The organism is Azotobacter armeniacus (assembly GCF_054779355.1).
In genome coordinates this window covers 100,848-123,745 of record NZ_BAAGYK010000116.1, presented here as the reverse complement: position 1 = coordinate 123,745, position 22,898 = coordinate 100,848, and the positions used below count along the sequence as shown (strand labels likewise).

18 protein-coding genes are annotated in these 22,898 nt (G+C 67.3%); 6 read left to right on the top strand and 12 right to left on the bottom strand.

What is annotated here, in order from left to right:
- Positions 1 to 70 precede the first annotated feature (70 nt).
- Entirely contained in the window at positions 71 to 2,662 is a 2,592-nt protein-coding gene (locus ACYVD0_RS15780; RefSeq protein ID WP_460427690.1) for a glycosyltransferase, read from the bottom strand.
- A 247-nt stretch (positions 2,663 to 2,909) separates the two neighbouring features.
- Here ACYVD0_RS15780 and tcdA point away from each other — a divergent pair, with 247 nt between their 5' ends.
- Positions 2,910 to 3,722, top strand: coding sequence for a tRNA threonylcarbamoyladenosine dehydratase (tcdA, locus tag ACYVD0_RS15775; protein WP_460427689.1), 813 nt, complete (start codon positions 2,910 to 2,912; stop codon positions 3,720 to 3,722).
- Positions 3,723 to 3,833: 111 nt separating this feature from the next.
- On the opposite strand, the gene kdpE is transcribed toward tcdA, so the two are convergent.
- The 7 genes from kdpE to kdpF are packed head-to-tail and all read right to left on the bottom strand — an operon-like array spanning position 3,834 to position 12,640.
- A complete protein-coding gene (gene kdpE, locus ACYVD0_RS15770; RefSeq protein WP_460427688.1) occupies positions 3,834 to 4,529 on the bottom strand; it encodes a response regulator transcription factor KdpE in 696 nt (231 codons plus the stop codon).
- Positions 4,530 to 4,535: 6 nt separating this feature from the next.
- On the bottom strand, positions 4,536 to 7,250 hold the full coding sequence (gene kdpD / locus ACYVD0_RS15765) for a two-component system sensor histidine kinase KdpD (protein WP_460427733.1): 2,715 nt from the start codon (positions 7,248 to 7,250) through the stop codon (positions 4,536 to 4,538).
- Positions 7,251 to 7,273: 23 nt separating this feature from the next.
- Positions 7,274 to 8,125, bottom strand: a complete 852-nt coding sequence (locus ACYVD0_RS15760; RefSeq protein ID WP_460427687.1) for a TorF family putative porin — start codon at positions 8,123 to 8,125, stop codon at positions 7,274 to 7,276.
- A gap of 26 nt (positions 8,126 to 8,151) precedes the next feature.
- Positions 8,152 to 8,727, bottom strand: coding sequence for a potassium-transporting ATPase subunit C (gene kdpC, locus ACYVD0_RS15755; protein ID WP_460427686.1), 576 nt, complete (start codon positions 8,725 to 8,727; stop codon positions 8,152 to 8,154).
- A gap of 15 nt (positions 8,728 to 8,742) precedes the next feature.
- Positions 8,743 to 10,821: a potassium-transporting ATPase subunit KdpB gene (kdpB, locus tag ACYVD0_RS15750; protein ID WP_460427685.1), complete on the bottom strand. Its 2,079-nt coding sequence runs from the start codon at positions 10,819 to 10,821 to the stop codon at positions 8,743 to 8,745.
- A gap of 11 nt (positions 10,822 to 10,832) precedes the next feature.
- Entirely contained in the window at positions 10,833 to 12,551 is a 1,719-nt protein-coding gene (gene kdpA, locus ACYVD0_RS15745) for a potassium-transporting ATPase subunit KdpA (RefSeq protein ID WP_460427684.1), read from the bottom strand.
- Entirely contained in the window at positions 12,548 to 12,640 is a 93-nt protein-coding gene (gene kdpF / locus ACYVD0_RS15740) for a K(+)-transporting ATPase subunit F (RefSeq protein WP_082045373.1), read from the bottom strand. The genes kdpA and kdpF overlap by 4 nt, the downstream gene beginning before the upstream one ends.
- 311 nt (positions 12,641 to 12,951) lie before the next feature.
- Between kdpF and ACYVD0_RS15735 the strand changes: the two genes are divergently transcribed.
- Positions 12,952 to 13,371 carry an alpha/beta hydrolase gene (locus tag ACYVD0_RS15735; protein ID WP_460427683.1) on the top strand — a complete coding sequence of 140 codons (420 nt, stop codon included), beginning with the start codon at positions 12,952 to 12,954 and terminating at the stop codon, positions 13,369 to 13,371.
- A 436-nt stretch (positions 13,372 to 13,807) separates the two neighbouring features.
- Positions 13,808 to 13,969 carry a hypothetical protein gene (locus tag ACYVD0_RS15730; RefSeq protein WP_460427682.1) on the top strand — a complete coding sequence of 54 codons (162 nt, stop codon included), beginning with the start codon at positions 13,808 to 13,810 and terminating at the stop codon, positions 13,967 to 13,969.
- On the opposite strand, the gene ACYVD0_RS15725 is transcribed toward ACYVD0_RS15730, so the two are convergent.
- From ACYVD0_RS15725 to ACYVD0_RS15710, 4 genes are all read right to left on the bottom strand, one after another.
- Positions 13,966 to 14,379 (bottom strand): SufE family protein, encoded by a 414-nt coding sequence (locus ACYVD0_RS15725; RefSeq protein WP_460427681.1) that lies wholly within the window; start codon positions 14,377 to 14,379, stop codon positions 13,966 to 13,968. The genes ACYVD0_RS15730 and ACYVD0_RS15725 overlap by 4 nt on opposite strands.
- A complete protein-coding gene (locus ACYVD0_RS15720) occupies positions 14,376 to 15,581 on the bottom strand; it encodes an aminotransferase class V-fold PLP-dependent enzyme (RefSeq protein ID WP_460427680.1) in 1,206 nt (401 codons plus the stop codon). Before ACYVD0_RS15720 ends, ACYVD0_RS15725 begins: the two co-directional genes overlap by 4 nt.
- 117 nt (positions 15,582 to 15,698) lie before the next feature.
- Positions 15,699 to 16,733: a 2,3,4,5-tetrahydropyridine-2,6-dicarboxylate N-succinyltransferase gene (dapD, locus tag ACYVD0_RS15715; protein ID WP_460427679.1), complete on the bottom strand. Its 1,035-nt coding sequence runs from the start codon at positions 16,731 to 16,733 to the stop codon at positions 15,699 to 15,701.
- A 39-nt stretch (positions 16,734 to 16,772) separates the two neighbouring features.
- Positions 16,773 to 17,129 (bottom strand): arsenate reductase, encoded by a 357-nt coding sequence (locus tag ACYVD0_RS15710; RefSeq protein ID WP_460427678.1) that lies wholly within the window; start codon positions 17,127 to 17,129, stop codon positions 16,773 to 16,775.
- A gap of 229 nt (positions 17,130 to 17,358) precedes the next feature.
- On the opposite strand from ACYVD0_RS15710, the gene ACYVD0_RS15705 reads away from it, so the two are divergent.
- From ACYVD0_RS15705 to ACYVD0_RS15695, 3 genes are read left to right on the top strand one after another with little or no spacing between them, the layout of a single operon-like run.
- The gene (locus ACYVD0_RS15705) at positions 17,359 to 21,030 is read left to right on the top strand and encodes an ATP-binding protein (RefSeq protein ID WP_460427677.1); all 3,672 of its coding nucleotides are present in this window, start codon (positions 17,359 to 17,361) and stop codon (positions 21,028 to 21,030) included.
- On the top strand, positions 21,031 to 21,672 hold the full coding sequence (locus tag ACYVD0_RS15700) for a hypothetical protein (protein ID WP_460427676.1): 642 nt from the start codon (positions 21,031 to 21,033) through the stop codon (positions 21,670 to 21,672). It begins immediately after the preceding gene.
- Positions 21,669 to 22,889, top strand: coding sequence for a phosphoenolpyruvate carboxylase (locus tag ACYVD0_RS15695; RefSeq protein WP_460427675.1), 1,221 nt, complete (start codon positions 21,669 to 21,671; stop codon positions 22,887 to 22,889). Before ACYVD0_RS15700 ends, ACYVD0_RS15695 begins: the two co-directional genes overlap by 4 nt.
- The last annotated feature ends 9 nt before the right edge of the window (positions 22,890 to 22,898 follow it).

Here is a 22,898-nt window from a genome sequence, read left to right as displayed (position 1 = left end):
TGCCGGTGTACAGGATAAGGGTAGGCGGCTGCCGCCCTGCCGGGCCGGAGCCCGGTAGAGATGCCGTGCCTCAGGCGGCCTCGGCGAGCGGGGCTTCCTGGGCCTTCTTCGGCAGCGACGACAGCAGGGCCATGATCAGCGCTGCCAGGTAGGGCAGCGACTGGATCAGCAGGACCACCACCCAGAAGATCACGTCGTTGCTCGGGAAGCCCTGCACTAAGGCGATGCCGGCGGCCGCGCCCCACAGCACGAGCATGATGACGACTTCCTCGCGGGCTTCCGCCAGGGCCAATAGAATGCCATGGCTGGTAGCCATCTTCGGCGTGCGGAAGAACGGGATGCTGCTGGTGACGAAGCCGTAGAGCACCGCCTTGGCGATGGTGTGCGACAGCGCCAGGCCGGCGATCGCGGCATAGAAGGCATCCTTGAGGTTGACGCCCACCGCACGGCGGTACAGGAAGAGGATCTTGCCGACCTTGAAGGCGAACAGCGCCAAGGGTGGGATGGCGAAGATCAGCAGCGGCGGATCGACCCGATGCGGCACGATGATCATCGCCGCCGACCAGAGCAGGGCGCCGAGGGTGAAGAAGATGTTTAGCCCGTCGGCGATCCATGGCAGCCAGCCGGCAAGGAAGTGGTAACGCTGGCCGCGGGTCAGTTCGGTGTCCTTGCCCCACAGCAGGCTGCGGCTATGGCGCTTCATGATCTGAATGGCGCCATAGGCCCAGCGGAATCGCTGCTTCTTGAAGTCGGTGAAGGTGTCGGGCATCAGGCCCTTGCCGTAGCTGCGTTCCGAGTAGGCGGCGGAAAGGCCCTTCTCGAACACCCGCAGGCCCAGCTCGGCGTCCTCGGTGATGCACCAGTCGGCCCAGCCCAGCTCTTCCAGCACCGAGCGCCGGGTCATGGTCATGGTGCCGTGCTGGATGATCGCGTCGCGGTCGTTGCGGGTGATCATACCGATGTAAAAGAAACCCTTGTATTCGGCGTAGCAGAGCTTCTTGAAGGCGCTCTCCCGATCGTCGCGGTAGTCTTGCGGCGACTGCACCACGGCGATCTTCGGGTCGGCGAAGTGCGGCACCATATGCTTGAGCCAGTCGCGCTCGACGCAGTAGTCGGAGTCGATCACCGCAATCACCTCGGCATCCGCTGCGGTGTGCTGCATCACATAGTTCAGCGCACCGCCCTTGAAGCCGGCCAGCGGCGCGACGTGGAAGAATTTGAAACGCGGGCCGAGGCGCGCGCAGTGCTCCTCGAGGGGTTTCCAGACCGCCGGGTCCTTGGTGTTGTTGTCGATCACCAGCACCTCGTAGTCCGGATAGTCCAGACGGGCGAGGGCGTCGAGGGTCTGCTTGACCATCGCCGGCGGCTCGTTGTAGCAGGGCACGTGGATCGACACCTTGGGCCGGTAGGCGCTGTCGCCGGTGACTGGCGGGAACGGCCGGCGACGCTTGAGCATCCATACCGTCTCGGCCAGTTCGTGGGCCTCGGTGAGCAGCACGATGAACACGCCGAGCGCGCCTAGGGCGAGGAGGAAGCCGACGGTGAGGCTGAACCAGGTGCTGTACTGCTGGCTGTAGTCGTAGCCGATCCATACCAGGATCGAGCCGCAGGCGAAGGCGACGAAGGTCAGGAAGGTGCGCCCGCGCTGGTGCAGCGCGCTGCCGTCGATTAGCAGCAGGGCCAGGGCCAGCAGGGCGAGGACCACCGAGCCGACCGCCAGCAGGCGCCACTGGGGAATGGCCACTACTGGCCCTTCGAAGGCGAACTTGGGCTGGCGCCAGAAGTTGTAGACGCCCCAGTAGGCGCCCACAGAACCTTCGTCATCGATCTTCCAGGGCTGATCGAAGGCCTCGATGACGAAGTAGTTGTAGCCTTGGGCGTTGAGGGTGTTGACCAGGGTGCGCAGGTAGAGCGCCTGGTCGACCACGGAGGCCTCGGCGCCGCCGCGGGTACGGCCGTTGCTCGGCCAGCCGACCTCCGAGAGCAGCAGCGGCTTTCTCGGGAACAGCTTCTTCAGGTCGTGGGCGCGGTCGAGGACGAACTGAGTGGAGTCCTCCATCGGCACGAACTCCCAGTAGGGCAGGATGTGCGCGGCGATCAGGTCGACGTGGCGTCCCAACTCCGGGTACTCTTGCCAGATGTGCCACTGCTCGGAAGTGGTCACCGGCACCTTGACTGCGGCGTGTACCCGGTCGATGTAAGCTATCAGTGCGTCCACGGTGATCTCGCCGCGGAACAGCGCCTCGTTGCCGACTACCACGCGCACCACGCTGCGCGAGCTTTTGGCCAGTTCGATGGCCTTGGCGATTTCCAGTTCGTTGCGCTCGATGTCCTCGCTGATCCAGATGCCCAGGGTCACCCGCAGGCCGAATTCCTCGGCCAGGTGCGGCACGTTGGCCAAGGCGCCGTCCACCGAATAGGTGCGGATGCTATCGGTCTGCCGGCTGAGGAGCTCCAGGTCGGCGCGAATCTCCTCGTCGCTCGGGTAGACGCCCTCCTGGGGATTCTGCCCCGGACGGAATGGCGAGAAGGAGTAGCCGGAAATCTGCTCGGGCCAGTCCGGTGCGGTGACCGGTAGATTGTAGAGTGCCCAGAAACCGGTGAAGAGCGAAGCGACCGCCACGACCACCACCAGGTTGAGACCGAATTTATGCGATGACATGACTGATTCAGGTTCCAAGGGGTGGAACAGGGGAAGCCGGCGAACGCCGTCGGCGCATCCTACTCTGCCATCCCTGACCTGTATAGCTAGCTACCGCCTGTCCCGCCACGCCAGGCCAAGCGCAGCTTGCAGCCGTTTTGCAGCGGTGGGCCGGATAAGTTCGCCGTACTGTCCGCGGGAGTCCGGCGAAGGCTTCAATCCCGCCTCGCCAGCGCCGATAATACGCGCCTGTTCGCGAGGTATGTGCATGATTACAGAGGATCGGCGTTTCGGCGGCATCGCCCGCCTGTATGGCCGCGACGGCCTGGCCCGTCTCGCCGCGGCGCATGTGGCGGTGGTCGGGATCGGCGGGGTCGGCTCCTGGGCGGCGGAAGCCTTGGCGCGCAGCGGGATCGGCGAGATTTCCCTGTTCGATCTGGACGACGTCTGCATCACCAACACCAATCGCCAGGTGCATGCCCTCGAAGGGGCCATCGGCCGCCCCAAGGTCGAGGCGATGGCCGAGCGCCTTCGCGCCATCAGCCCCGACTGCCGGGTGCATGCGGTAGCCGACTTCGTCACCCGCGAGACCATGGTCGGGTACATCGGCGAAGAGTTGGACTTCGTCATCGATTGCATCGACAGCGTGGCGGCGAAGGCGGCGTTGATCGCCTGGTGCAAGCGGCGCAAGATCGGCATCGTCACCACTGGCGGCGCCGGTGGGCAGATTGATCCGACGCAGATCCAGGTCGGTGACCTGAACAAGACCTTCAACGACCCGCTGGCCGCCAAGGTGCGCTCGACCCTGCGCCGTGACTACGGCTTCTCGCGTACCCCGGGACGAAGCTACAGCGTGCCCTGCGTGTTCTCCAGCGAGCAGCTGCGCTACCCGAAACCGGATGGCACGGTGTGCCAGAGCAAGGGTTTCGTCGGCGAAGGGGTGAGGCTGGACTGCGCTGGCGGCTTCGGCGCGGTGATGATGGTCACCGCCAGCTTCGGCATGGCCGCAGCGGCGAAGGCGCTGGACAAGCTGGTAGCCGGCGCGCGCCGCCCGGCGGAGCGCTTCACCTCTTCAGTCTGAGAGGCTGGGCTGAAGGGAAAAAACGCACAGGTATGATCTCGGCCGGCTCAAGAAGGTGAGCTTGAGGCAGTATGGCTGCAGGCTTTGGACTGATCGTCGGCGGGTGAACCACTATTGCATCTGAAAGCGGTACCCCACCCCTGGCTCGGTCAGGATGAAATCGGGATTGGCCGGATCGTTCTCGATCTTCTTGCGCAGGTGACCCATGTAGACGCGGACGTAGTGGCTGTCCTCTGTGTGGGAGGGACCCCAGACCGCTTTGAGCAATTGCCGGTGGGTCAGTACGCAGTCGGGGTGCGAGACCAGATAGGCCAGCAGGCGAAACTCGATCGGGGTGAGATGAACGGGCTGGCCGTCCTTTTCCACCAGGCGCCGCCCGAAGTCGATCCGCACCGGGCCGAAGCAGACCGACTCCGTTCCCTCGGTGCCACTCCGGTGCCGCCGCCTGAGGTGCGCACGGACCCTGGCCAGCAGTTCGGCAGAGCCGAAGGGCTTCGACAGGTAGTCGTCGGCCCCCGCATCCAGGGCGGCGACCTTTTCCGCCTCGGCGGTCCGTGCCGACAGCACGATGACCGGGATGTCGGACCAGGTCCGCAGATCCCGGATCAGCTCGATGCCGTCCCCGTCCGGCAGGCCGAGGTCAAGGATGAGCAGGTCGGGCTTGCGGGTGCCCGCCTCGATCAGCCCGCGCTTGACGGAGTCCACCTCGTGGACTTCGCAGTCCTCGGCCTCCAGGGCCAGGCGCACGAAGCGGCGCAGGTTGGCTTCGTCCTCGACGACGAGAACTCTCGGAGTTGGCGTGGACATGGGTTCTCACTTTCCGGCTGGCAGCGATTGCCCGTCGTCCAGCGCGACGAGCGGCGGATTGCCGAGGGGCAAGGTAATGACGAAGCAGGCCCCGCCCCCCGGTCGAGGGCGGGCCAGGATGGTTCCCCGGTGTGCCTCGACGATGGCCCGGCAGATCGCCAGGCCGAGGCCGACGCCCGGCGTGCTGCCCTCCTGCTGGCCCCGCTCGAACTTCTTGAATATCGCCTCTTCGCGTCCTTTCGGCAAACCCGGGCCGTTGTCCTCGACATGGATCTCCATCTGGCTGCCCGCGGTGAAGGCGCCGATCCAGATGCCGCTGCCGGACGGGGTGTATTTCACTGCGTTCTCCAGGAGGTTGCAGAACACCCGCTGCATCAGCACCGAGTCGACTTCGACCAGCGGCAGGTCGTCCGGCAGCTCCACCTTGAGCCGATGTTCGGCCAGCATCGGCTTGAGGCTCTGGATGGCGCTGCCGACCACCTCCTCCAGGGGCTGCCACTGCCGGTTGAGGTGGATGCGGCCGGCCTGCAGGCGCGCCATGTCGAGCAGGTTGTTCACCTGGGCGTTGATGCGCAGGGCTTGCTCGCGCAGCTTTTGGGCAATGCCGGCCTGCGCTTCGCCGAGGGGCGGCTGGGTGAGGAACATGGAGTCCACCAGGCCGATGAGCACGCTCAAGGGCGTGCGCAGATCGTGCGAGATCGCCGACAGCAGGGAGTTGCGCAGGCGTTCCGACTCCATCTGGACAATGGTCTCCTGAGCCACGCTGACGTAATGCACGCGCTCCAGGGCGATCGCAATCAGGGAGGCGAAGGTGTCCAGGAGCCGCCGCTGTTCGGGACTCAGCAGTTGGGCCGGGTCACGCATTTCGAGGGCCAGGACGCCGCGGAAGCGCATCGGTGCCTTAAGGGGCAGGTAGAGAATCGGGCTGGCCGGCAGGGTGTTGGTTCCCTGGCCAGCCGGCTCGCCGTGGTCGAAGGCCCATTGGGCAATGCCCCGGTCGATCTCCGGGAAGCCGGCCGAGACCTGCGCTGGCACTTGCAGCCGGTCCGCATCGTCGGTCAGCAGGAAAGCTGCGCGCACGTTCATTTCCGTGGTGAGAAAACGGCTGCCGATCTCGGTGATCTGCTCCGGCAGCAAGGCCCCGGAAAGATCCCGCGACATTTCGTAGAGCGCCTTCACCCGCGCCTCCCGCCAGCCAGCGACGTGCGCCTGGTATTTGAAGCCTGCGGTGAGCTGGCCGACGACCAGCGCCACCACCAGCATCACCGCGAAGGTCATCAGGTATTGCACGTCGCTGACCGCGAAGGTGAAGCGCGGCGGAACGAAAAAGAAGTCGAAGATGGCCACGCTGAGAAAGGAGGCCAGCACCGACGGCCCACGACCGAAACGAACGGCGACCGCCACCACCGCGAGCAGAAACACCATCACGATGTTCGCCAAGTCGAAGAAGGGATAGAGGGGCGCCGCGATCAGCCCGGCCAGCCCGCATACAGCGGCACTCAGTACGTAGGCCGGCCAGTCCGTGGGACCGATCCGCTCCCTGGCGGGCCTGTCCTCCTGGGCTGTTTCCCGCTCGGCCCGGGCCACCTGGATCACATCCAGGTCCGCCGCGAGGCGGCCGATCCGGTCGGCGACGGAGCGCCGCCAGAAGCGCCAGAGCGGCGGATCGTCACGTCCCACCATGATCCGCGACAGATTGTGCGTCCGTGCATAGTGGACGGCCTCGTCCTCCACGCGGGTGCCCGAGAGGGTGGCGGTCTGGGCGCCGAGCTCCTGGGCCAGCCGCAGGGTCTTCAGGGGGCGCTCGCGGTCGGCCGGGGGAAGCCGTTGCAGGTCGGGCGTCTCCACATGGACCGCATGCCAGGAGGTCTCCAGTCGTCCGGCGATGCGCGCCGCGGTGCGCACCAGCTTCTCGCTGCCCATACCGGCGCCGATGCACACCAGCAGGGCGTCATGGGTCTGCCAGACCGGCGTGACCAGCTGGTCGCGGCGGTACTGCTGGACGTCCTCGTCCACCCGGTCGGCGGTACGGCGCAGGGCCAGCTCGCGCAGGGCCAGCAGGTTGCCTTTGCGGAAGAAGTTGCGGATCGCCCGCTCGGCCTGGTTGGGCAGGTACACCTTGCCTTCCCGCAGGCGCTGCAGGAGCTCGTCCGGCGGCAGATCCACCAGGACCACTTCATCGGCCTCGTCGAACACCCGATCCGGCACGGTTTCCCAGACGCGGATGCCGGTGATCCCGCTCACCACGTCGTTGAGGCTCTCCAGGTGCTGCACGTTCACCGTGGAATACACGTCGATGCCGGCCGCGAGCAGTTCCTCCACATCCTGCCAGCGCTTGGGATGGCGGGAGCCGGCGACGTTGGAGTGGGCCAACTCGTCCATCAGAATGAGCGCCGGCTGCCGGGCCAGCGCCCGGTCGAGGTCGAATTCCCGGAGTATCCGGCCGCGGTAGGGGATTTCCCGCAGATCGATATGCTCGATCCCCTCGGCCAGCACGGCCGTCTCCTGCCGGCCGTGGGTTTCCACCACTCCGATGACCACGTCCAGGCCCTGGGCGAGCTGTTGGCGGGCGGCGACCAGCATGGCGAAGGTCTTGCCCACGCCGGCCGAGGCGCCGAAGAAGATTCTCAGGCGACCCCGCCTGGCCCGCGCTTCCTCCAACTGGACCCTGGCCAGCAGCTCGTCCGGATCGGGACGGCGCGCGGCCGGGTCGGGGGGCATTGGCATGGCTTGTTCTCCCTCCTTCAGAAGTTGCGGGCGACCGAGACGACGAGGGTGGCGCGTCCCGCGTCTAGGTCATGGGAGCCATTGGCCCGGCCGGCGCTGTCGGTGCTGCTGCTGAAGCAATAGAGCTCGCCGTTGCCGCAGCTGCCCTGCGCATCGCTGGCGATATAGGAGGCGGCGACGACCCAGCCGGCAAGATCCTTGCTCAATCCCAGCCGCCAGTCGGTGTAGCGACCGTCGTAGCGGGAGCCGTCGGCATTGCGGTAGGAGAAGTCGCGCATGAAGAGGTGTCCGACATGGGCCGTCAGGGTCAGACCGTTGCCCAGCTCGTGGCTGGCGGCAAGGTCCAGATAGCCCGTGCCGCGGGTTCCGGGGAGCTGGAAATAGTCGGTAAAGGCATGGTGATATTTCAGCGTGAGAAAGCGCCAGCTGCCGGCCAGGTAGATTTCGCCGTTGTCGACCACGCCGTTGGCTTCCCGATCGGAATGACGAGCATTGACGCCTTTGAAGGCGTTGTCGAGGTGCGTACCAGGGTAATAGTAATAGATTGCCCCTATATCCAGACTACTAAAGTCGCCGATTCGGGTCTTGTAGCCCCCATAAAAGTCCATTTCCAGGCTGCCGCCCGGATAGCCCGCGCCGCTGCTGACGTTGGAGTTCCAGTTGCCGGCATAGAAGCCGCTGGCATGGCTGTACTCGAAGCCACCCTGCAGGGCCGGCCTGCCGAAGGTCTGGTCGAGGCCGCGGAAGCGGTACTCGCTGAACAGGCCGAGGTTGGCCGTGAAGCTGTGCGGCGTTGCCTGAGGCTGGTCGGCGGCGAGCGTCAGGCTCGCGCTGGCCAGGGTGGCCAGTGCGTAATGCTTGATGGTCATGGGTTCGGCTCACGATAAAGGGGGCATCACTGCCCCAGGGCATCCAGCGCGAGATTGAGCTTCAGCACGTTCACCCGCGGCTCGCCGAGCAGCCACCACTGGCGGCCTTCGGCATGGCCTTCCACGAGGGACCTGACCTGCGCCTCGGTCAGGCCTCGGGCGCGGGCCACCCGGGGCACCTGCCAGAGGGCCCCGGCCGGGCTGATGTGCGGGTCGAGGCCGCTTGCCGAAGCGGTGACCAGATCCACCGGCACCGGCTGGGCATTGCCCGGATCGGCGGCGTGTAGCGCCTCGAGGCGGGCCTCGACCGCCGCGGCCAGGGCCGGATTGAGCGGCCCCTGGTTGGAACCGGACGAGGCGTCCGCGTTATACGGCTGGGGCGCGGTCGCCGAGGGGCGTCCCCAGAAATACTGCGGTGTGCTGAAGTGCTGGCCGATCAGCTCCGAGCCGATCACCTGGGCGTCCTTGAAGATCAGGCTGCCGGCGGCCTGTTCGGGAAAGACGGCCTGGGCGATGCCGGTCACCGCCAGGGGATAGGCCAGGCCGGTGACGGCGCTCAGCAGCAGGAACAGGCTGACGGCGGGGCGAACGAGGGTTTTCATGGCTGGATCTCCGGGTCAGGCAAGGCCGCTGGCGGTCAGCAGCAGGTCAATCAGCTTGATGCCGGCGAAGGGCACGAGAATCCCGCCGAGACCATAAATGGCCAGGTTGCGGCGGAGCAGGACGGCCGCGCCGAGGGGGCGGTAGGGCACGCCCTTGAGCGCCAGGGGGATCAGGAAAACGATGATCAGCGCGTTGAAGATCACCGCCGAGAGGATCGCCGAGGCTGGACTGGACAACCCCATCACGTTCAGCGCGGCCAGTTGCGGGTAGGTGCCGACGAAGGCTGCGGGAATGATCGCGAAGTACTTGGCGATGTCGTTGGCGATGCTGAAGGTGGACAGGGAGCCGCGGGTCATCAGCATCTGCTTGCCGGTCTCGACCACCTCGATGAGCTTGGTGGGGTTGGAGTCCAGGTCCACCATGTTGCCGGCCTCCTTGGCGGCCTGGGTGCCGCTGTTCATCGCCACCGCCACGTCGGCCTGGGCCAGGGCCGGGGCGTCGTTGGTGCCGTCGCCGGTCATCGCCACCAGGCGGCCTTCGGCCTGGTACTGGCGGATCAGCGCCAGCTTGGCCTCCGGCGTGGCTTCCGCGAGGAAGTCGTCGACCCCGGCCTCGGCGGCGATGGCGGCCGCGGTGATCCGATTGTCGCCGGTCACCATCACCGTCTTGATGCCCATTTGGCGCAGTTCGGCGAAGCGTTCCTTGATGCCGCCCTTGATGATGTCCTTCAGCTCGATTACCCCCAGCACCCTCTTGTCCTCGGCGACGACCAGCGGCGTGCTGCCGCGCCGTGAGACCTCGTTGACCAGAATGGTCACGGAGCGGGGCAGGCTGCCGCCGAGGTTTTCCACGTGCATGCGGATCGCCTCGGCGGAACCCTTGCGGATCTGCCGGCCGCCCAGGTCCACGCCGCTCATGCGGGTCTGCGCGGAAAAGTGGATGAAGTGGGCGTCCAGGGCGTGGATGTTGCGTTCCCGCAGGTTGTACTGCTGCTTGGCGAGCACGACGATGCTGCGCCCCTCCGGGGTTTCGTCGGCGAGGGAGGCCAGCTGCGCCGCGTCGGCCAGCTCCGCCTCGAACACCCCATCCGCCGGCAGGAAGACCGAGGCCTGGCGGTTGCCGAGGGTGATGGTGCCGGTCTTGTCCATCAGCAGCACGTCCACGTCGCCGGCGGCCTCCACCGCTCGACCGGAAGTGGCGATCACGTTGGCCTGCAGCATGCGGCTCATGCCGGCCACGCCGATGGCCGACAGCAGACCGGCGATGGTGGTGGGGATCAGGCATACCAGCAGGGCGACCAGCACGGTGATGCCCACCGGGCTGCCGGCGCCGGTGGCGTCCACGGCGAACAGCGAGAAGGGCAGCAGGGTGACGGTGACCCCCAGGAAGACGATGGTCAGGGCCACCAGCAGGATGGTCAGGGCGATCTCGTTGGGGGTCTTCTGGCGCCTGGCGCTCTCCACCATGGCGATCATGCGGTCGACGAAGGTTTCGCCCGGATTGACGGTGACCCGCACGACGAGCCAGTCGGAGAGCACCCGCGTGCCGCCGGTGACCGCCGAGAAATCGCCGCCCGACTCGCGGATCACCGGCGCCGATTCGCCGGTGATCGCCGACTCGTCGACCGAGGCCACGCCCTCGATCACCTCGCCGTCGGCGGGGATCAGCGCGCCAGCCGGGTCGCCGGCCTCGACCAGCACCACGTCGCCCTTGCGCAGCTCGCTGCCGCGCACCGACCGCCATTCGGCGCCGTAGCGCGGCTCCTGCAGCTTCCTGGCCCAGGTTTCCTGCTTGATCCCGCGCAGGGAGGCCGCTTGGGCCTTGCTGCGGCCTTCGGCGAGCGCCTCTGCGAAGTTGGCGAAGAGCACGGTGAACCACAGCCATAGGGTCACCGCGAGGATGAAGCCGACCGGCGCCTCGCCTTCGCCGGTCAGGGCCTGCAGCCAGAGCAGGGTGGTGAACAGGCTGCCGACGTAGACCACGAACATCACCGGGTTGCGCCATTGCACGGCCGGATGGAGCTTGCGCAGGGCCTCGCCCATGGCCGGCAGCAGCAGGGCCGGATCGTAGAGGGTAAAGGTCTTCTTGGTCATGGTGTTTTCCTTCAGGCATCCATCCACAGCACCAGGTGTTCGACGACCGGGCCCAGGGCCAGGGCCGGCACATAGTTGAGCAGGCCGAACAGCAGCACGGTACCGATCAGCAGGGCCACGAACAGGAGGGTGTGGGTGGGTAGGGTCCCGGTTGTCGTGGCGATCCGTTTCTTGGCGGCGAGGGAGCCGGCCATGGCCAGCACCGGCACGATCACGCCGAAGCGCCCGAACCACATGGCCACTGCCAGCAGCAGGTTGTAGAACGGGGTGTTGACGGATAGGCCGGCGAAGGCGCTGCCGTTGTTGTTGCCCGCCGAGGTGAAGGCGTAGAGGATCTCCGAGAAACCGTGGGTGCCGGGGTTGGCGATGCCCGCCCGGCCGGCTTCCGTGCTCACCGCGAGGGCCGTGCCGAGAAGCACCAGCAGGGGGGTGACGAGGATGGCGATGGCGCTCATCTTCATCTCGTAGGTTTCGATCTTCTTGCCCAGGTATTCGGGGGTGCGGCCGATCATCAGGCCGGCGATGAACACCGCAAGGATGGCGAACACCAGCATGCCGTAGAGGCCGGTGCCGACGCCGCCGAACACCACCTCGCCGAGCTGCATGTTGGCCAGCGGCACCAGGCCGCCCAGGGGCGTGAAGGAGTCGTGCATGGCGTTCACTGCGCCGCAGGAGGCGGCGGTGGTGATGGTCGCAAAGAGCGCCGAGGCGGCGATGCCGAAGCGGGTTTCCTTGCCCTCCATGTTGCCGCCGGCCTGCCAGACGCTGGCCGCCTGATCCACGCCGAGGGCGGCCAGGCGCGGATTGCCCTGCTGCTCGAAGCTCATCGCCGCCCCGGCGGCGACCACGAACAGCAGGGTCATCGCCGCCAGGATGGCCCAGCCCTGGCGGGTATCGCCGACCATGCGCCCGAAGGTGACGCACAGGGCCGCGGGAATCAGGAAGATCGCCAGCATCTGCACGAAGTTGGTCAGGGGCGTGGGGTTCTCGAAGGGGTGGGCCGAGTTGGCGTTGAAGAAGCCGCCGCCGTTGGTGCCCAGCATCTTGATCGCCTCCTGGGAGGCCACCGGCCCCATCGCCAGTAGCTGCGGCCCGGGCTGGGCCGGCTCGAGGGTGGCCACCTCGCGATAGGCGTCGAAGTTCTGGATGACGCCCTGGCCGACCAGAAACACCGCCATCGCCAGGGAAAGAGGCAGCAGCAGATAGAGCGTGGCGCGGCTCAGGTCCACCCAGGCGTTGCCGAGCGTCGCGGCGCTGTGGCGGGCGAGGCCGCGGATCAGGGCGATGACCACCACGATGCCGGTCGCCGCCGAGAGGAAGTTCTGCACCGTCAGGCCGAGCATCTGCACCAGGTAGCCAAGGCTCGACTCCCCGGCATAACCCTGCCAGTTGGTGTTGGTGGCGAAGCTCACCGCCGTGTTGAACGCCGAATCCGCCGCGACGGCAGGCATCTGCTGGGGATTCAGGGGCAGCACGGCCTGCAGGCGCTGCAGCCCGTAGACGGCGAGGACGCCGAGGGCGTTGAACAGCAGCAGCGCCAGGGCATAGCGCAGCCAGCCCATTTCCTCGTCGGGCCGCACGCCGCACAGGCGGTAGAGGCCGTTCTCCAGCGGCCGCGCCCAGCGCAGCCGGCCTTCCATGAGGTGTGCGATGTAGAGACCCAGGGGCCTTGTCGTCAGCAGCAGGATGGCCAGGAAGGTCCCGAGCAGCAGCCAGGCATGCAGGCTCATGAAAAGTCCTCCGGCTTGAGCAGGGCGGCCAGCAGATAGATCAGCAGACCGGCGGCGGCGAGGCCGCCGAGCACGTAGGGCCAGCTCATTTGTGGCCTCCCAGGCGGTCGCAGCCGACCGCTAGTCCCACCATCAGCGCGAAGAGCAGGCCGATGGCGCCCAGGTACACGAAGTCCATGAATCCTCCTTGCGGATTCGCTCAATCGGTACTGGTCATGCTAGGCAGGGCGGTATTAAAAGGTTCGAAAAAAGGCGGGGCAGCGGATAAAGAACTTGTAAAAGAATCGGATGAGTTAGGCCGGCGGGATTCTTTACCCGACGCTTACCCAACCTGACCCAGCCCTTGCGCCCCAGCTGGCACCATCGACCGCCGTTCCGAAGCGTTCCGGAGACCGTGCGAATGTCGAAATCCAGGCTCTTGCGTCTTTCCTTGTCGTTGCTCGTCGGCGCCGTGCTGACGGACTGCGCCGGGCGGCCCGAGCCGCCGGGGCCGCCCGGCGAAGGGCTCGAACGCCATCTGGAGGGTGCCTACCGGCCGCCCGCGCGCCTGCCGGTGCGCGGCTGGGACGCCGAATGGCAGGTCGCCGGGCAGGCGGTCGAGGTCAGCTGGTTGGCGCCTGAGCAGGCCAAGAGCGCGCCGCTGATCCTCTACCTGCCGGGGCTCGGCGAGGGCAGCCGGGCCGGCGCGCAGTGGCGCCGGGCCTGGGCCGAGGCCGGCTACGCGGTGCTCTCGGTGCAGCCGCAGCCCTACAGACGGGCGGTCTATTCGCGTCCCGAGGCGCAGGCCGGCGAGCCGAGCCTGGCCGGGGTCGACTGGTAGACGCTGGTGGTGGCCGGCTTCGACCTCGGCGCGCAGACCGCCGCCGCCCTGGCCGGCGAGCGCACGGTCGGGGAAGCGGCTCGGTCCGGCTGGCAGCCGAAGGCGGCGATCTTGCTCAGTCCCTACGTGGCCGAGGAGGACGAGGCCGAGCGCTTCGGGCGCATCGGCACGCCGCTGCGGGCAGTCACCGGCCCACGCGACGAGGACTCCTTCGGCTGGGTCGAGCCACCGGCCCGCCGCCAGCGGCTCTGGCAGGGGCTACAGGTATCCGGCAGCTATCAACTGATCGCCGGCGAGGCCAGCCACCGGCTGCTCAGCGGCTCGTTCGAGGCCATGCCAAGGCCGGCCGGAAGGCGGCGGTCCTGGCGCCGGGGGGCCCAGAGGCGGAGGTCCGGGGGGCGGCAGAGAGGGTGGCCGGCTGGGCCATGGCCAGGGCATGGAGGAGCGCATCGATCCGCGCCAGATGGCCAGCCTGCTGACGCTCAGCCTGGCCTTCCTCGACGCCCGCGTGCGTGACGCCGTGCCGGCGCGCCTGTGGCTTGAGCGCGATGCCGCCCACTGGCTGGAAGCGACCGGCCGGCTTGAGCGGAAGCCTTAACCGGCCTGTCCGGCCAACTCGCGCATCCGCTGTAGCACGGCGTTCAGGCCATTGCTGCGCGACGGCGAGAGCTGGCGGGACAGGCCGAGCCGGGCGAACCAGTCGGTCAGGTCCACGGCCTGCAGTTCTTCTGCGCTCAGGCCGTCGACCCGCGCCAGCAGCATGGCCAGCAGGCCGCGCAGCAGGCGCGCGTCGCTGCCGGCGCGAAAGCGCCAGCGGCCGTCATGCTGCTCGGCGAGCAGCCAGACCTGACTTTCGCAGCCATGCACCTGATTGGCCGTACAACGCTCCTCATCGCTCAGCGGCTCGAGACGCTCGCCCCATTGCAGCAGCAGGCGTGCGCGCTGTTCCCAGCCGGGGCACTGGGCGAAAGCCTCCAGGGCCTCGCGGGTGGCGGCAGGCAGGTTCACCGCAGCAGCTCCAGGGCGTGATGAAGGGCGGCGAAGAAGCGTTCGAGGTCATTCCCGTCGCTGTACAGGCCGAGCGACACGCGCAGCGCGCCGGGCAGGCCGAGGCGGCGCAGCAGCGGCATGGCGCAGTGCTGGCCGGCACGCACGGCGATGCCCTGTTCGGCGAGCAGATGGGACAGGTCGGCGTTGTGCACCCCCTCGACCACGAAGCTGGCCAGGGCGGTGTGCGACTCGGCCAGCAGGTGCAGGCCGTCGAAGGCATGCAGCCCGGCGAGCAGGCGGGCGTGCAGGGCGGCTTCGTGGGCGGCGACTGCTTGGCCGTCCAGCCCTTGCAGATAGTCCAGCGCGGCGCCGAAGGCGATGGCCGCGCCGATCGCCGGGGTGCCGGCCTCGAAGCCGAGCGGCGCCGGGCGGAAGCGCGCTTCGTGGTAGCCGGCCTGCTGGACCATCTCGCCGCCGAACTGCCAGTGGCGCAGGTGCTCCAAGGCCTGGGGACGGCCGTAGAGCACGCCGAGGCCGTCCGGGCCGTAGAGCTTGTGCGCGGAGAACACGTAGAAGTCGCAGTCCAAAGCCTGCAGATCGTGCCGCCCATGGACCACTCCCTGAGCGCCGTCGACTACCGTCAATGCCCCTTGGGCCCGAGCCAGAGCCAGCAGCGCCGCGAGCGGCTGCCAACGGCCGAGCACGTTGGACAGTTGGCTGACCGCGAGCAGCCGGGTGCGCGGGCCGATCAGCTGGGCAGCCTGCTCCAGGTTGATGTCGCCGGCGGCGTCCAGCGGCAGCACCCGCAGCTCCAGGCCGCGGCGCTGCGCCAACTGCTGCCAGGGCAGCAGGTTGGCGTGGTGCTCCAGGGCGCTGACAACGATCTCGTCGCCCGGGGCAAACAGGTGTTCGAGGCCGTAAGCGAGCAGGTTGAGGGATTCGGTGGCGCCGCGGGTGAAGACGATCTGGCTGGCGCTGTCGGCATTCAACCAGGCGGCGACTTTCGCCCGGGCGTCCTCGAAGGCCAGGGTGGCGCGCTCGCCGGGGGCATGCTGGGCGCGGTGCACGTTGGCCGCGCCGCTGGCGTAGTAATCGAGCAGGGCATCCAGCACCGGCTGTGGCTTCTGCGCGGTGGCGGCGCTGTCCAGGTAGGTCTGGCAGTCCCGGCCGAAGGCCGCTAGGGCTGGAAAGTCGGCCCGCCAGGGGGAGGGGAGGGACATGGTGTTCAAGCCTCGCGCTGCAAGCCTCAAGCTGCAAGGGGGGGCGGATGTATCCCCCTCACCCCGGCCCTCTTCCCGTCGGGGAGAGGGGGCAAAGCAGTTGCCTGCCGCTGCTGTTCAGTTATGCGCGTGCAGCGCTTCGTTCAGCTCGATCGCCGACTTGTGACTCTTGCATTCCACCGCGCCGGTCTGCGAGTTGCGGCGGAACAGCAGGTCCGGCTGGCCGGCCAGCTCGCGGGCCTTGACCACCCGGACCAGCGCGTTCTTCTCGTCGAGCAGGTTGACCTTGGTGCCGGCGGTGACGTAGAGGCCGGACTCGACGGTGTTGCGGTCGCCCAGCGGGATACCGATGCCGGCATTGGCACCGATCAGGCAGCCTTCGCCGACGGAGATCACGATGTTGCCGCCGCCGGACAGAGTGCCCATGGTCGAGCAGCCGCCGCCCAGGTCCGAGCCCTTGCCGACGAACACCCCGGCCGAGACGCGGCCCTCGATCATCCCCGGACCTTCGGTGCCGGCGTTGAAGTTGACGAAGCCCTCGTGCATCACCGTGGTGCCCTCGCCGATGTAGGCGCCCAGGCGGATGCGTGCGCTGTCGGCGATGCGCACCCCGGCCGGCACCACGTAGTCGGTCATCTTCGGGAACTTGTCCACCGAGAAGACTTCCAGCAGCTCGCCCTTCAGACGCGCTTCCAGCTGGCGCGCCGGCAGTTCGGCCAGATCGACGGCGCCGTGGTTGGTCCAGGCCACGTTGGGCAGCAGTGGGAAGATCCCGGCGAGGTTCTGCCCGTGCGGCTTGACCAGCCGGTGGGAGAGCAGGTGCAGCTTGAGATAGGCCTCCGGGGTGGAGGTGAGGGCGGCGTCTTCGGCCAGCAGGGTGGCGACCAGCGGCTTGTGGCTCTCGGCCAGGCGGGTGAGCAGGGCGGCCTGCGCCGGGTCGATGCCCCTGAGCGCCTTGGCCAGCTCGGCGGCCTGGGTGGTGTCGATGGCGATCGCCTGGTTGCCGCCGGCATAGCCGAGGATCGGCGTGACCGCGGCGACCAGCTCGACGGCCGGCTGCAGCAGCGGCAGGGCGTAGAAGACTTCCAGCCAGGCGCCCTGGCGATTCTGGGTGCCGACGCCGAAGGCCAGGCTGAACAGGGTAGTGGACATGGGGGCGTTCCTTGTTGCTGATTCGTGAAGGCGCAGGCTTCAGGCCAGCGCGGCGGAGTAGAGGTCCGGCTTGAAGCCGATCAGGGTGCGCTCGCCGAGATCGAGCACCGGGCGCTTGATCATCGAGGGTGCGGTGAGCATCAGCTCGATGGCCTTGGCCTGATCAAGATCGGCCTTCTGTGTGTCAGCCAGTTTGCGGAAAGTGGTGCCGGCGCGATTCAGCACGACCTGCCAGCCGTGCTCGGCGCACCACTTCTCCAAGTGGGCGCGGTCGATGCCGGCGCTCTTGTAGTCGTGGAAGCGGTAGGCCACGCTCTGCTCGTCGAGCCAGGCGCGGGCTTTCTTCATGGTGTCGCAGGCCTTGATGCCGTAGAGGACCGGGGTTCCGTCTGTCATCGGGGTATCGTGTCGTCGGGAAAGAGGGCGGGAATTATGCCACGCCGAACCCGTGCCGGCGGCAGATTGAATCCGAACAGTTCGTCTTGCGGATATATCGCGCTGGTTGCGCCGCTGGCGGGGACGATTAGCCGCGAGAGAAGACCCGGCCTCTTCGCAAACCCCCTTCAGGCGCTACACTGCCTCCCCCTTTCGGCCGCCGTCACCACCGTTTTCCTGAAGGACCCGCATGCCCAGCCTGAACCGTATCATCCTGATCAACACCCACCTCCAGGGCGTGGTGGAACTGGTCGTGGACGACCACACCAACATCTGCGGCACCAACGCCTCCGGCAAGACCACCCTGCAGCGGCTGGTGCCGGTGTTCTACGGCGAATACCCCAGCCGCGTGGTGCCGGCCACCCGCGACAGCTTCGAGCGCTGGTACCTGCCCACCGAACAGAGCTTCATCGTCTACGAATACCAGCGCATGGATGGCCAGCTCTGCCAAGCCGTGCTGGCCGCCGCGCAGGGCAAGGGCGTCACCTACCGCCTGGTGCAGAAGGCCTTCGTGCTGGAGGACTACATCAAGAGCCGGCAGGGCGACGCGCTCACCTGTCTGACCATGAACGAGCTGGGCCGCCAGCTGAAACAGGCCGGCATCTTCACCACCACCCTGCTCAATACTAGCCAGTTCCGCGCGATCATCCAGAACGACCGCAGCCTGCTCGCCGCCGACGGCCAGCGCGTCGAACTGCGTACCTGGGTCCGGCAGTTCTCCCTGTGCGACCCTGAGCATTCCCTGCGGCATATCGAGAAACTAGCCAGGGCCGTGCACTCCCGGGAAGGCAAGATGGAGACGATCAAGTCGATGATTGCCGCCATCCTGGAAGAGGACGGCGTCAGCCCGCCGGCGTCCCATCTGAACCTGCAGCGGGTCGAGGCGTGGATTCGCGAGAGCCAACTGATCCAGGGCTTCAACGCCATCCGCCCGGAGTTCGACAAGCTGGAGCGCGAATATCAGGAACTGCTCGCCTGCGAACGGCGCCTCGGCGGCCTGCTGCAGGGCTACCGCACGGAGGAGCCGCGCCTGTACCAGCGCGAGGAGGAAACTAGCGTCGTCATCGAGCAGACCGGCTTTCAGCTCAAGCAGCTGGAGGAGCGCTGGAAGGACCAGCGCGACGCCCTCAACCAGGATCTTTCGGCGGCCAGGGGCGATATCGGCCGCATCGAGGACGAGCTGGACCAGATCGAAAACCAGTACCAGGCCTTTCTCGACGCCGACATCGAACAGGCCAAGGCCGATCTGGAGCAGGTCGGCGCCTGGCGCGACGACCTGGACAACCTGCAGGCCCGCCACCGCCTGCTGACCGAGCAGCACCTGGACGTGGAGAGCGCCTACCTGGCGCGCTGCCAGGCGATCAAGGACCAGCGCGAGGCCGCCCTGGAGCAGCTGCGCGAACAGCAGGAAGCCCTGCAGGAAGAGCGCGCCTTGCAGCGCGAGCAGCAGGCCGAGGCACTGGCGAGCCTGGACCAGAGCTTCAACCAGCGCCGCCAGCAGGGTCAGGACGACTTCCGCGAGCGGGAATACCAGCTCCAGCTGGAGCAGAACCGGCTGCAGCAGCAGATCGCCAACGCCGGCTACAGCGAAGAGGAAAACCGCAGCCTGGCGATCTTCGACCAGCGCCTGGAGCGCGCCGACGAGGACGCCGAGGTGGCCGAGGCCCGGGTCCGCCAGCTGGAAACCCAGGAGCGCCAGCTGCGCGGCCGGCGCGACGAGGCCAACACGGCCTTCTCGCTGACCAGCCGGCGGCTGGTCGAACGCCAGGAGCAGTTGGACGAGATCGACCGCATGCTCTATCCCGGTCACCACACCCTGCTGGAGTTTCTCCGTCGCGAGCAACCCGGCTGGGAAGGCCGGCTCGGCAAGGTGATTCACCCGGCGCTGCTGCAGCGTGCCGACCTCAAGCCGGCACTTGACGACGCGGCTGCGGAAAGCCTGTTCAGCGTGCGCCTGGACCTGGCCGCCATCGATACTCCTGAGCATGCGGCCAGCGAACAGGAGCTGCGCCAGCGCCTGCAGCTCGCCAAGGACGCCGTGCAGGACGCGCAGAACCAGCAGCAGGAGGCGGAAAAGCAGCTGGTCGAGGCCAGCACCGCCCTGGACGAGCTGCAGCGCCAACTGGTGTTTGCCCGCACCGAGCTGCAGAACCGTCGCGACGACCGCCAGCGCCTCAAGGACGAACGACGCAGCCAGAAGGACAAACTCGATGCCGCCCTGCAGGAGCGCAGGCTCAAGGCGAAGAAGCAGCTCACCGAGCTCGGCGGCGCACTGCAGCAGCTCGCCGGCGAGCGCGACCGGTGGCTGGCCGAGCTCAAGGACCAGCACGGCGAGGCCCGCCTGGAAAAGTCCGCCCACTGGCAGCAGGTCATCGGCAGTCTCGACGGGCAGATCCAGCAGCTCAAGGCGGCCGCCGACGAGCGCCGCAGCAAGGCCAGGGTCGAGCTTGACGAGTGCGAGCGCTGGTACAAGGCCGAGCTGAAGTCTCGCGGCGTCGACGAGAACGCCATCATGGCCCTGAAGCAGCAGATCCGCAGCCTGGAGCAGAAGATCGCGCGCACCGAGCAGCGCCGCTCCGAGGTGCTGCGTTACGACGACTGGTACCAACACAGCTGGCTGCTGCGCAAGCCCAGGCTGCAGGGCGAACTGAGCGAGAGCCGGACCCGCGCCAGTGCACTGGATCAGCAGCTGAAGACCGCTTCGGTAGAATACAAGGCCGAACGCAGGCGACTGGAGGAGGCACGCCAGCAGGCCCTTATACAAAAGGGCGCGGTCGAGGAGGCGCTGACCCGCCTGAAATCCCTGCTGCGTCGCTTCGGCGAGCTGAAACTGCCGCGCGAGGGCGAGCTCGCTGGCGGCGAGCTGGACGAACGCCTGCGCCTCGGCGAGGAGCTGCTGCACGGCCGCGAGCAGATGCTCGCCGCCATCCGCGCCCATGTGGAGCATTTCGACAGCGTGATCGCTGGCCAGTCCGGTTCCAGCCTGGCGGAAACCTGGGAGCGCAGCCGCGAGGAGTGCACCCTGGTCAACGACCGCGGCATCCCCGGCCTGGACTACCGTCGGCTGGTGCCGCACCTGGAGCAGTTGCTCAACGTGATGGTGCCGCAGAGCATCACGGCCCTGCGCGAGCAGGGCAGGATCTTCGGCATCGACCTCAACAGCTACTACGACGTACTGGCCAACGTCGACCGCAGCATTGCCACACAGAGCGCACGCATCACCAAGGAGGTAAGCGAAGAGCTGTTTTTGGATGGCGTATCGGGATCGGAGGTGCGCATCCGCTCGCGGATCAGCGAGCTGGAGTTCTGGCCTGAACTCAAGGCCTTCATCAATGCCTTCCACGACTGGCGGGAGGAGGGCTTCTCCGGTCTGCCCGGCGAGGAGTACACCAGCAGCATGCGCCGGGCGCTGGACATCATCGGTCGCTCTGCGCTGACCGGCGGCATTGTCGGGCTGCTGGAAATCGAGCTGCGCCTGCGCGAGGGCAACAGCGACCTGGTGATCCGCACCGACCGCCAGCTCAACGAATCCTCCAGCCACGGCATGGCTTATCTGATTCTGTGCAAGTTCCTGCTGGCTTTCACCCGCCTGCTGCGCGGCCAGTCGCCGGCCACCATCCACTGGCCCATCGACGAGCTGGGCACCCTGCACCACAACAACGTGAAGAAGATCTTCGACGCTTGCAGCAACAACAACATCCGCGTGCTCGGCGCCTTCCCCAACCCGGACTCCGAGGTGCTGTCGCTGTTCGCCAACCGCTACATCGTCAACAAGCAGACACGCCAACTGCAGGTGGTCAAGCCGCGGTTGGACGCGATCGCCGAGAAGCTGAAGAAACTGCATACCGAGGAGGCGCTGTAAATGCTCTCGACGAAAGGACAGGTCATCGAGCGCCTGCTCAAGGGCGACTTCATCTGCCGCACCACCGACGAGGACGGCTGGCGCTTCCTGAAGAACGCCGCCAACCGTGCCCAGGTGGACGACTACCTCGCCCAGCTCAACCGCATGGTCGCCCAGGTTGGCGCCAATGCCGACGGCGAGGTGTTCTTCTGCGGCTACCGGCAGCTCGGCGAGGACGAGCGCAGGGTCATCGGCCAGCAGTTCCGCGACATCTGCAACGCCCTGACGCCGCTGGTCGAATGGCTGGTGCTGGTGCAGGAAGCCGGCGCCCAGGATGCGCCGCTCACCGAGGGCACGCCGGTGCGCCTCAACGAGCTGCAGAGCATAGTCGAGGACACCCCGGCGTTCCGCGAGCAACTGGCGCGGATCAGCCACTACCGGCTGTTCAACTCCACCAGCAGCAGCGTCGACGGGCAGATCAAGCAGGTATTCAAGCGCCTGTGCGAGCTGGGCTACCTGACCCGCCCGAACCCGGACAAGCAGATCTACCTGGCCACCGGCAAGCTGGACTACCTGTACGAGGTGATCCGCTTCATCGACGAGACCGAGAGCCTGGACCTCGAAGGCCGTGCGGAAAGCGCCAGCCAGGGGCAGCTGCTATGAGCGGCAACCTGCATCAGGCCGGGGTGCGCTTCCTGCGCCAGCTGGGCCGGCATGCCGAGCCGATCATGGACGCCTACCTGTCCGGCTCGCTGGCAGATCAGGCGCTGGAGCCGGCGGTCGAGGAGCGGCTGGTCAAGGACGGCATCCTCTACCGTCCCGAGCCCGGCGCCGACCTGCACCTGCGCCGGGCGGTGCGCGCGCTCTTGGAGGAGGCCCTGCGCGACGACCGCAACCGGCAGATCGACACCAACACCGGCTCCGCCCTGGCCACCTTCAAGACCCTTGCCGCCCACTACAAGGAGGCGCGCCACCAGGGCGACTACGCCGCGGCGGATGCCTACCTGGGCGATCTCAAAGAGCACGTCTACGCCTTCGGCGAAACCCTGAGCCACAGCATCCGCGTGCTGTGGAGCCGGCTGAACAACGAGTTCGGCTACGTCGGCACCCTCAATGCCAAGATCCGCGAGAACGAGCTGGCCCAGTCCCAGGTGAGCGAGCTGCTCGCCGGGCTGGAGATGATCAGCTTCGAGGAGCTGGCGGAAACCGCCGGCGACCTGCGCGAGCTGCGCCGCCTCTTGGTCACCAGCCTGCAGCGCAGGATCAGCGCTTGCGCCCAGGAGTTGAGCGTGGTCCAGGGGCGCCTGCTGGAGCTGCTCGGCCGCTTCCGGCAAATCCGCGGACGCACCCGCCTGCTCAAGGGCTGGCTGCTGCACATGGAGCAGCAGCCGGACTATCAGGTGGGCAACCACGCCGCCCACCAGAGCGTGCCGCAGCTGTTCAACCTGGCGGCACCCGTGCTGGCGCCGGCAGCGCTGGACATCCACAACCCGCAGCACGAGGCCGATCTGCTGGTGCTGGTGGCGCAGATCCGCGCCCTGCAGTCGCCGGACCGCTTCGCGCCGCAGCCGGGCGAGGCCACCGAGCTGATCCTCGGCGAGGTGGAAGCCTTCGAGGTGCAGGGCAACCCGATCCGGGAGGCCGTCTCGGCCTACTTCTGCCAAGTCATCGACAGCGGCCAGCCGATCTCGGCCCTAGACTACCGCCGGCAGCACGACCTGTCTTGGGATGCGGAAAGCTGGCTGTATCAGGTGATCGGCGGCTACGAAGGCCTGCCGGAAGAGCAGAGGCGCCACTTCGAACTGGACGCCATCGGCGAGCCGCATCCTGTGTATTCCGGCAACTTTATCGTTAGGGATGTCGCACTATGGTTAGCCTGACCCCAAAAC

Excerpts from the sequence above, each read along its gene's own strand:
- ACYVD0_RS15780 (WP_460427690.1), bottom strand. The coding sequence starts at position 2,662 with ATGTCATCGCATAAATTCGGTCTCAACCTGGTGGTGGTCGTGGCGGTC.
- tcdA (WP_460427689.1), top strand. The coding sequence starts at position 2,910 with ATGATTACAGAGGATCGGCGTTTCGGCGGCATCGCCCGCCTGTATGGC.
- kdpE (WP_460427688.1), bottom strand. The coding sequence starts at position 4,529 with ATGTCCACGCCAACTCCGAGAGTTCTCGTCGTCGAGGACGAAGCCAAC.
- kdpD (WP_460427733.1), bottom strand. The coding sequence starts at position 7,250 with ATGCCCCCCGACCCGGCCGCGCGCCGTCCCGATCCGGACGAGCTGCTG.
- ACYVD0_RS15760 (WP_460427687.1), bottom strand. The coding sequence starts at position 8,125 with ATGACCATCAAGCATTACGCACTGGCCACCCTGGCCAGCGCGAGCCTG.
- kdpC (WP_460427686.1), bottom strand. The coding sequence starts at position 8,727 with ATGAAAACCCTCGTTCGCCCCGCCGTCAGCCTGTTCCTGCTGCTGAGC.
- kdpB (WP_460427685.1), bottom strand. The coding sequence starts at position 10,821 with ATGACCAAGAAGACCTTTACCCTCTACGATCCGGCCCTGCTGCTGCCG.
- kdpA (WP_460427684.1), bottom strand. The coding sequence starts at position 12,551 with ATGAGCCTGCATGCCTGGCTGCTGCTCGGGACCTTCCTGGCCATCCTG.
- kdpF (WP_082045373.1), bottom strand. The coding sequence starts at position 12,640 with ATGAGCTGGCCCTACGTGCTCGGCGGCCTCGCCGCCGCCGGTCTGCTG.
- ACYVD0_RS15735 (WP_460427683.1), top strand. The coding sequence starts at position 12,952 with ATGTCGAAATCCAGGCTCTTGCGTCTTTCCTTGTCGTTGCTCGTCGGC.
- ACYVD0_RS15730 (WP_460427682.1), top strand. The coding sequence starts at position 13,808 with ATGGAGGAGCGCATCGATCCGCGCCAGATGGCCAGCCTGCTGACGCTC.
- ACYVD0_RS15720 (WP_460427680.1), bottom strand. The coding sequence starts at position 15,581 with ATGTCCCTCCCCTCCCCCTGGCGGGCCGACTTTCCAGCCCTAGCGGCC.
- dapD (WP_460427679.1), bottom strand. The coding sequence starts at position 16,733 with ATGTCCACTACCCTGTTCAGCCTGGCCTTCGGCGTCGGCACCCAGAAT.
- ACYVD0_RS15710 (WP_460427678.1), bottom strand. The coding sequence starts at position 17,129 with ATGACAGACGGAACCCCGGTCCTCTACGGCATCAAGGCCTGCGACACC.
- ACYVD0_RS15705 (WP_460427677.1), top strand. The coding sequence starts at position 17,359 with ATGCCCAGCCTGAACCGTATCATCCTGATCAACACCCACCTCCAGGGC.
- ACYVD0_RS15700 (WP_460427676.1), top strand. The coding sequence starts at position 21,031 with ATGCTCTCGACGAAAGGACAGGTCATCGAGCGCCTGCTCAAGGGCGAC.
- ACYVD0_RS15695 (WP_460427675.1), top strand. The coding sequence starts at position 21,669 with ATGAGCGGCAACCTGCATCAGGCCGGGGTGCGCTTCCTGCGCCAGCTG.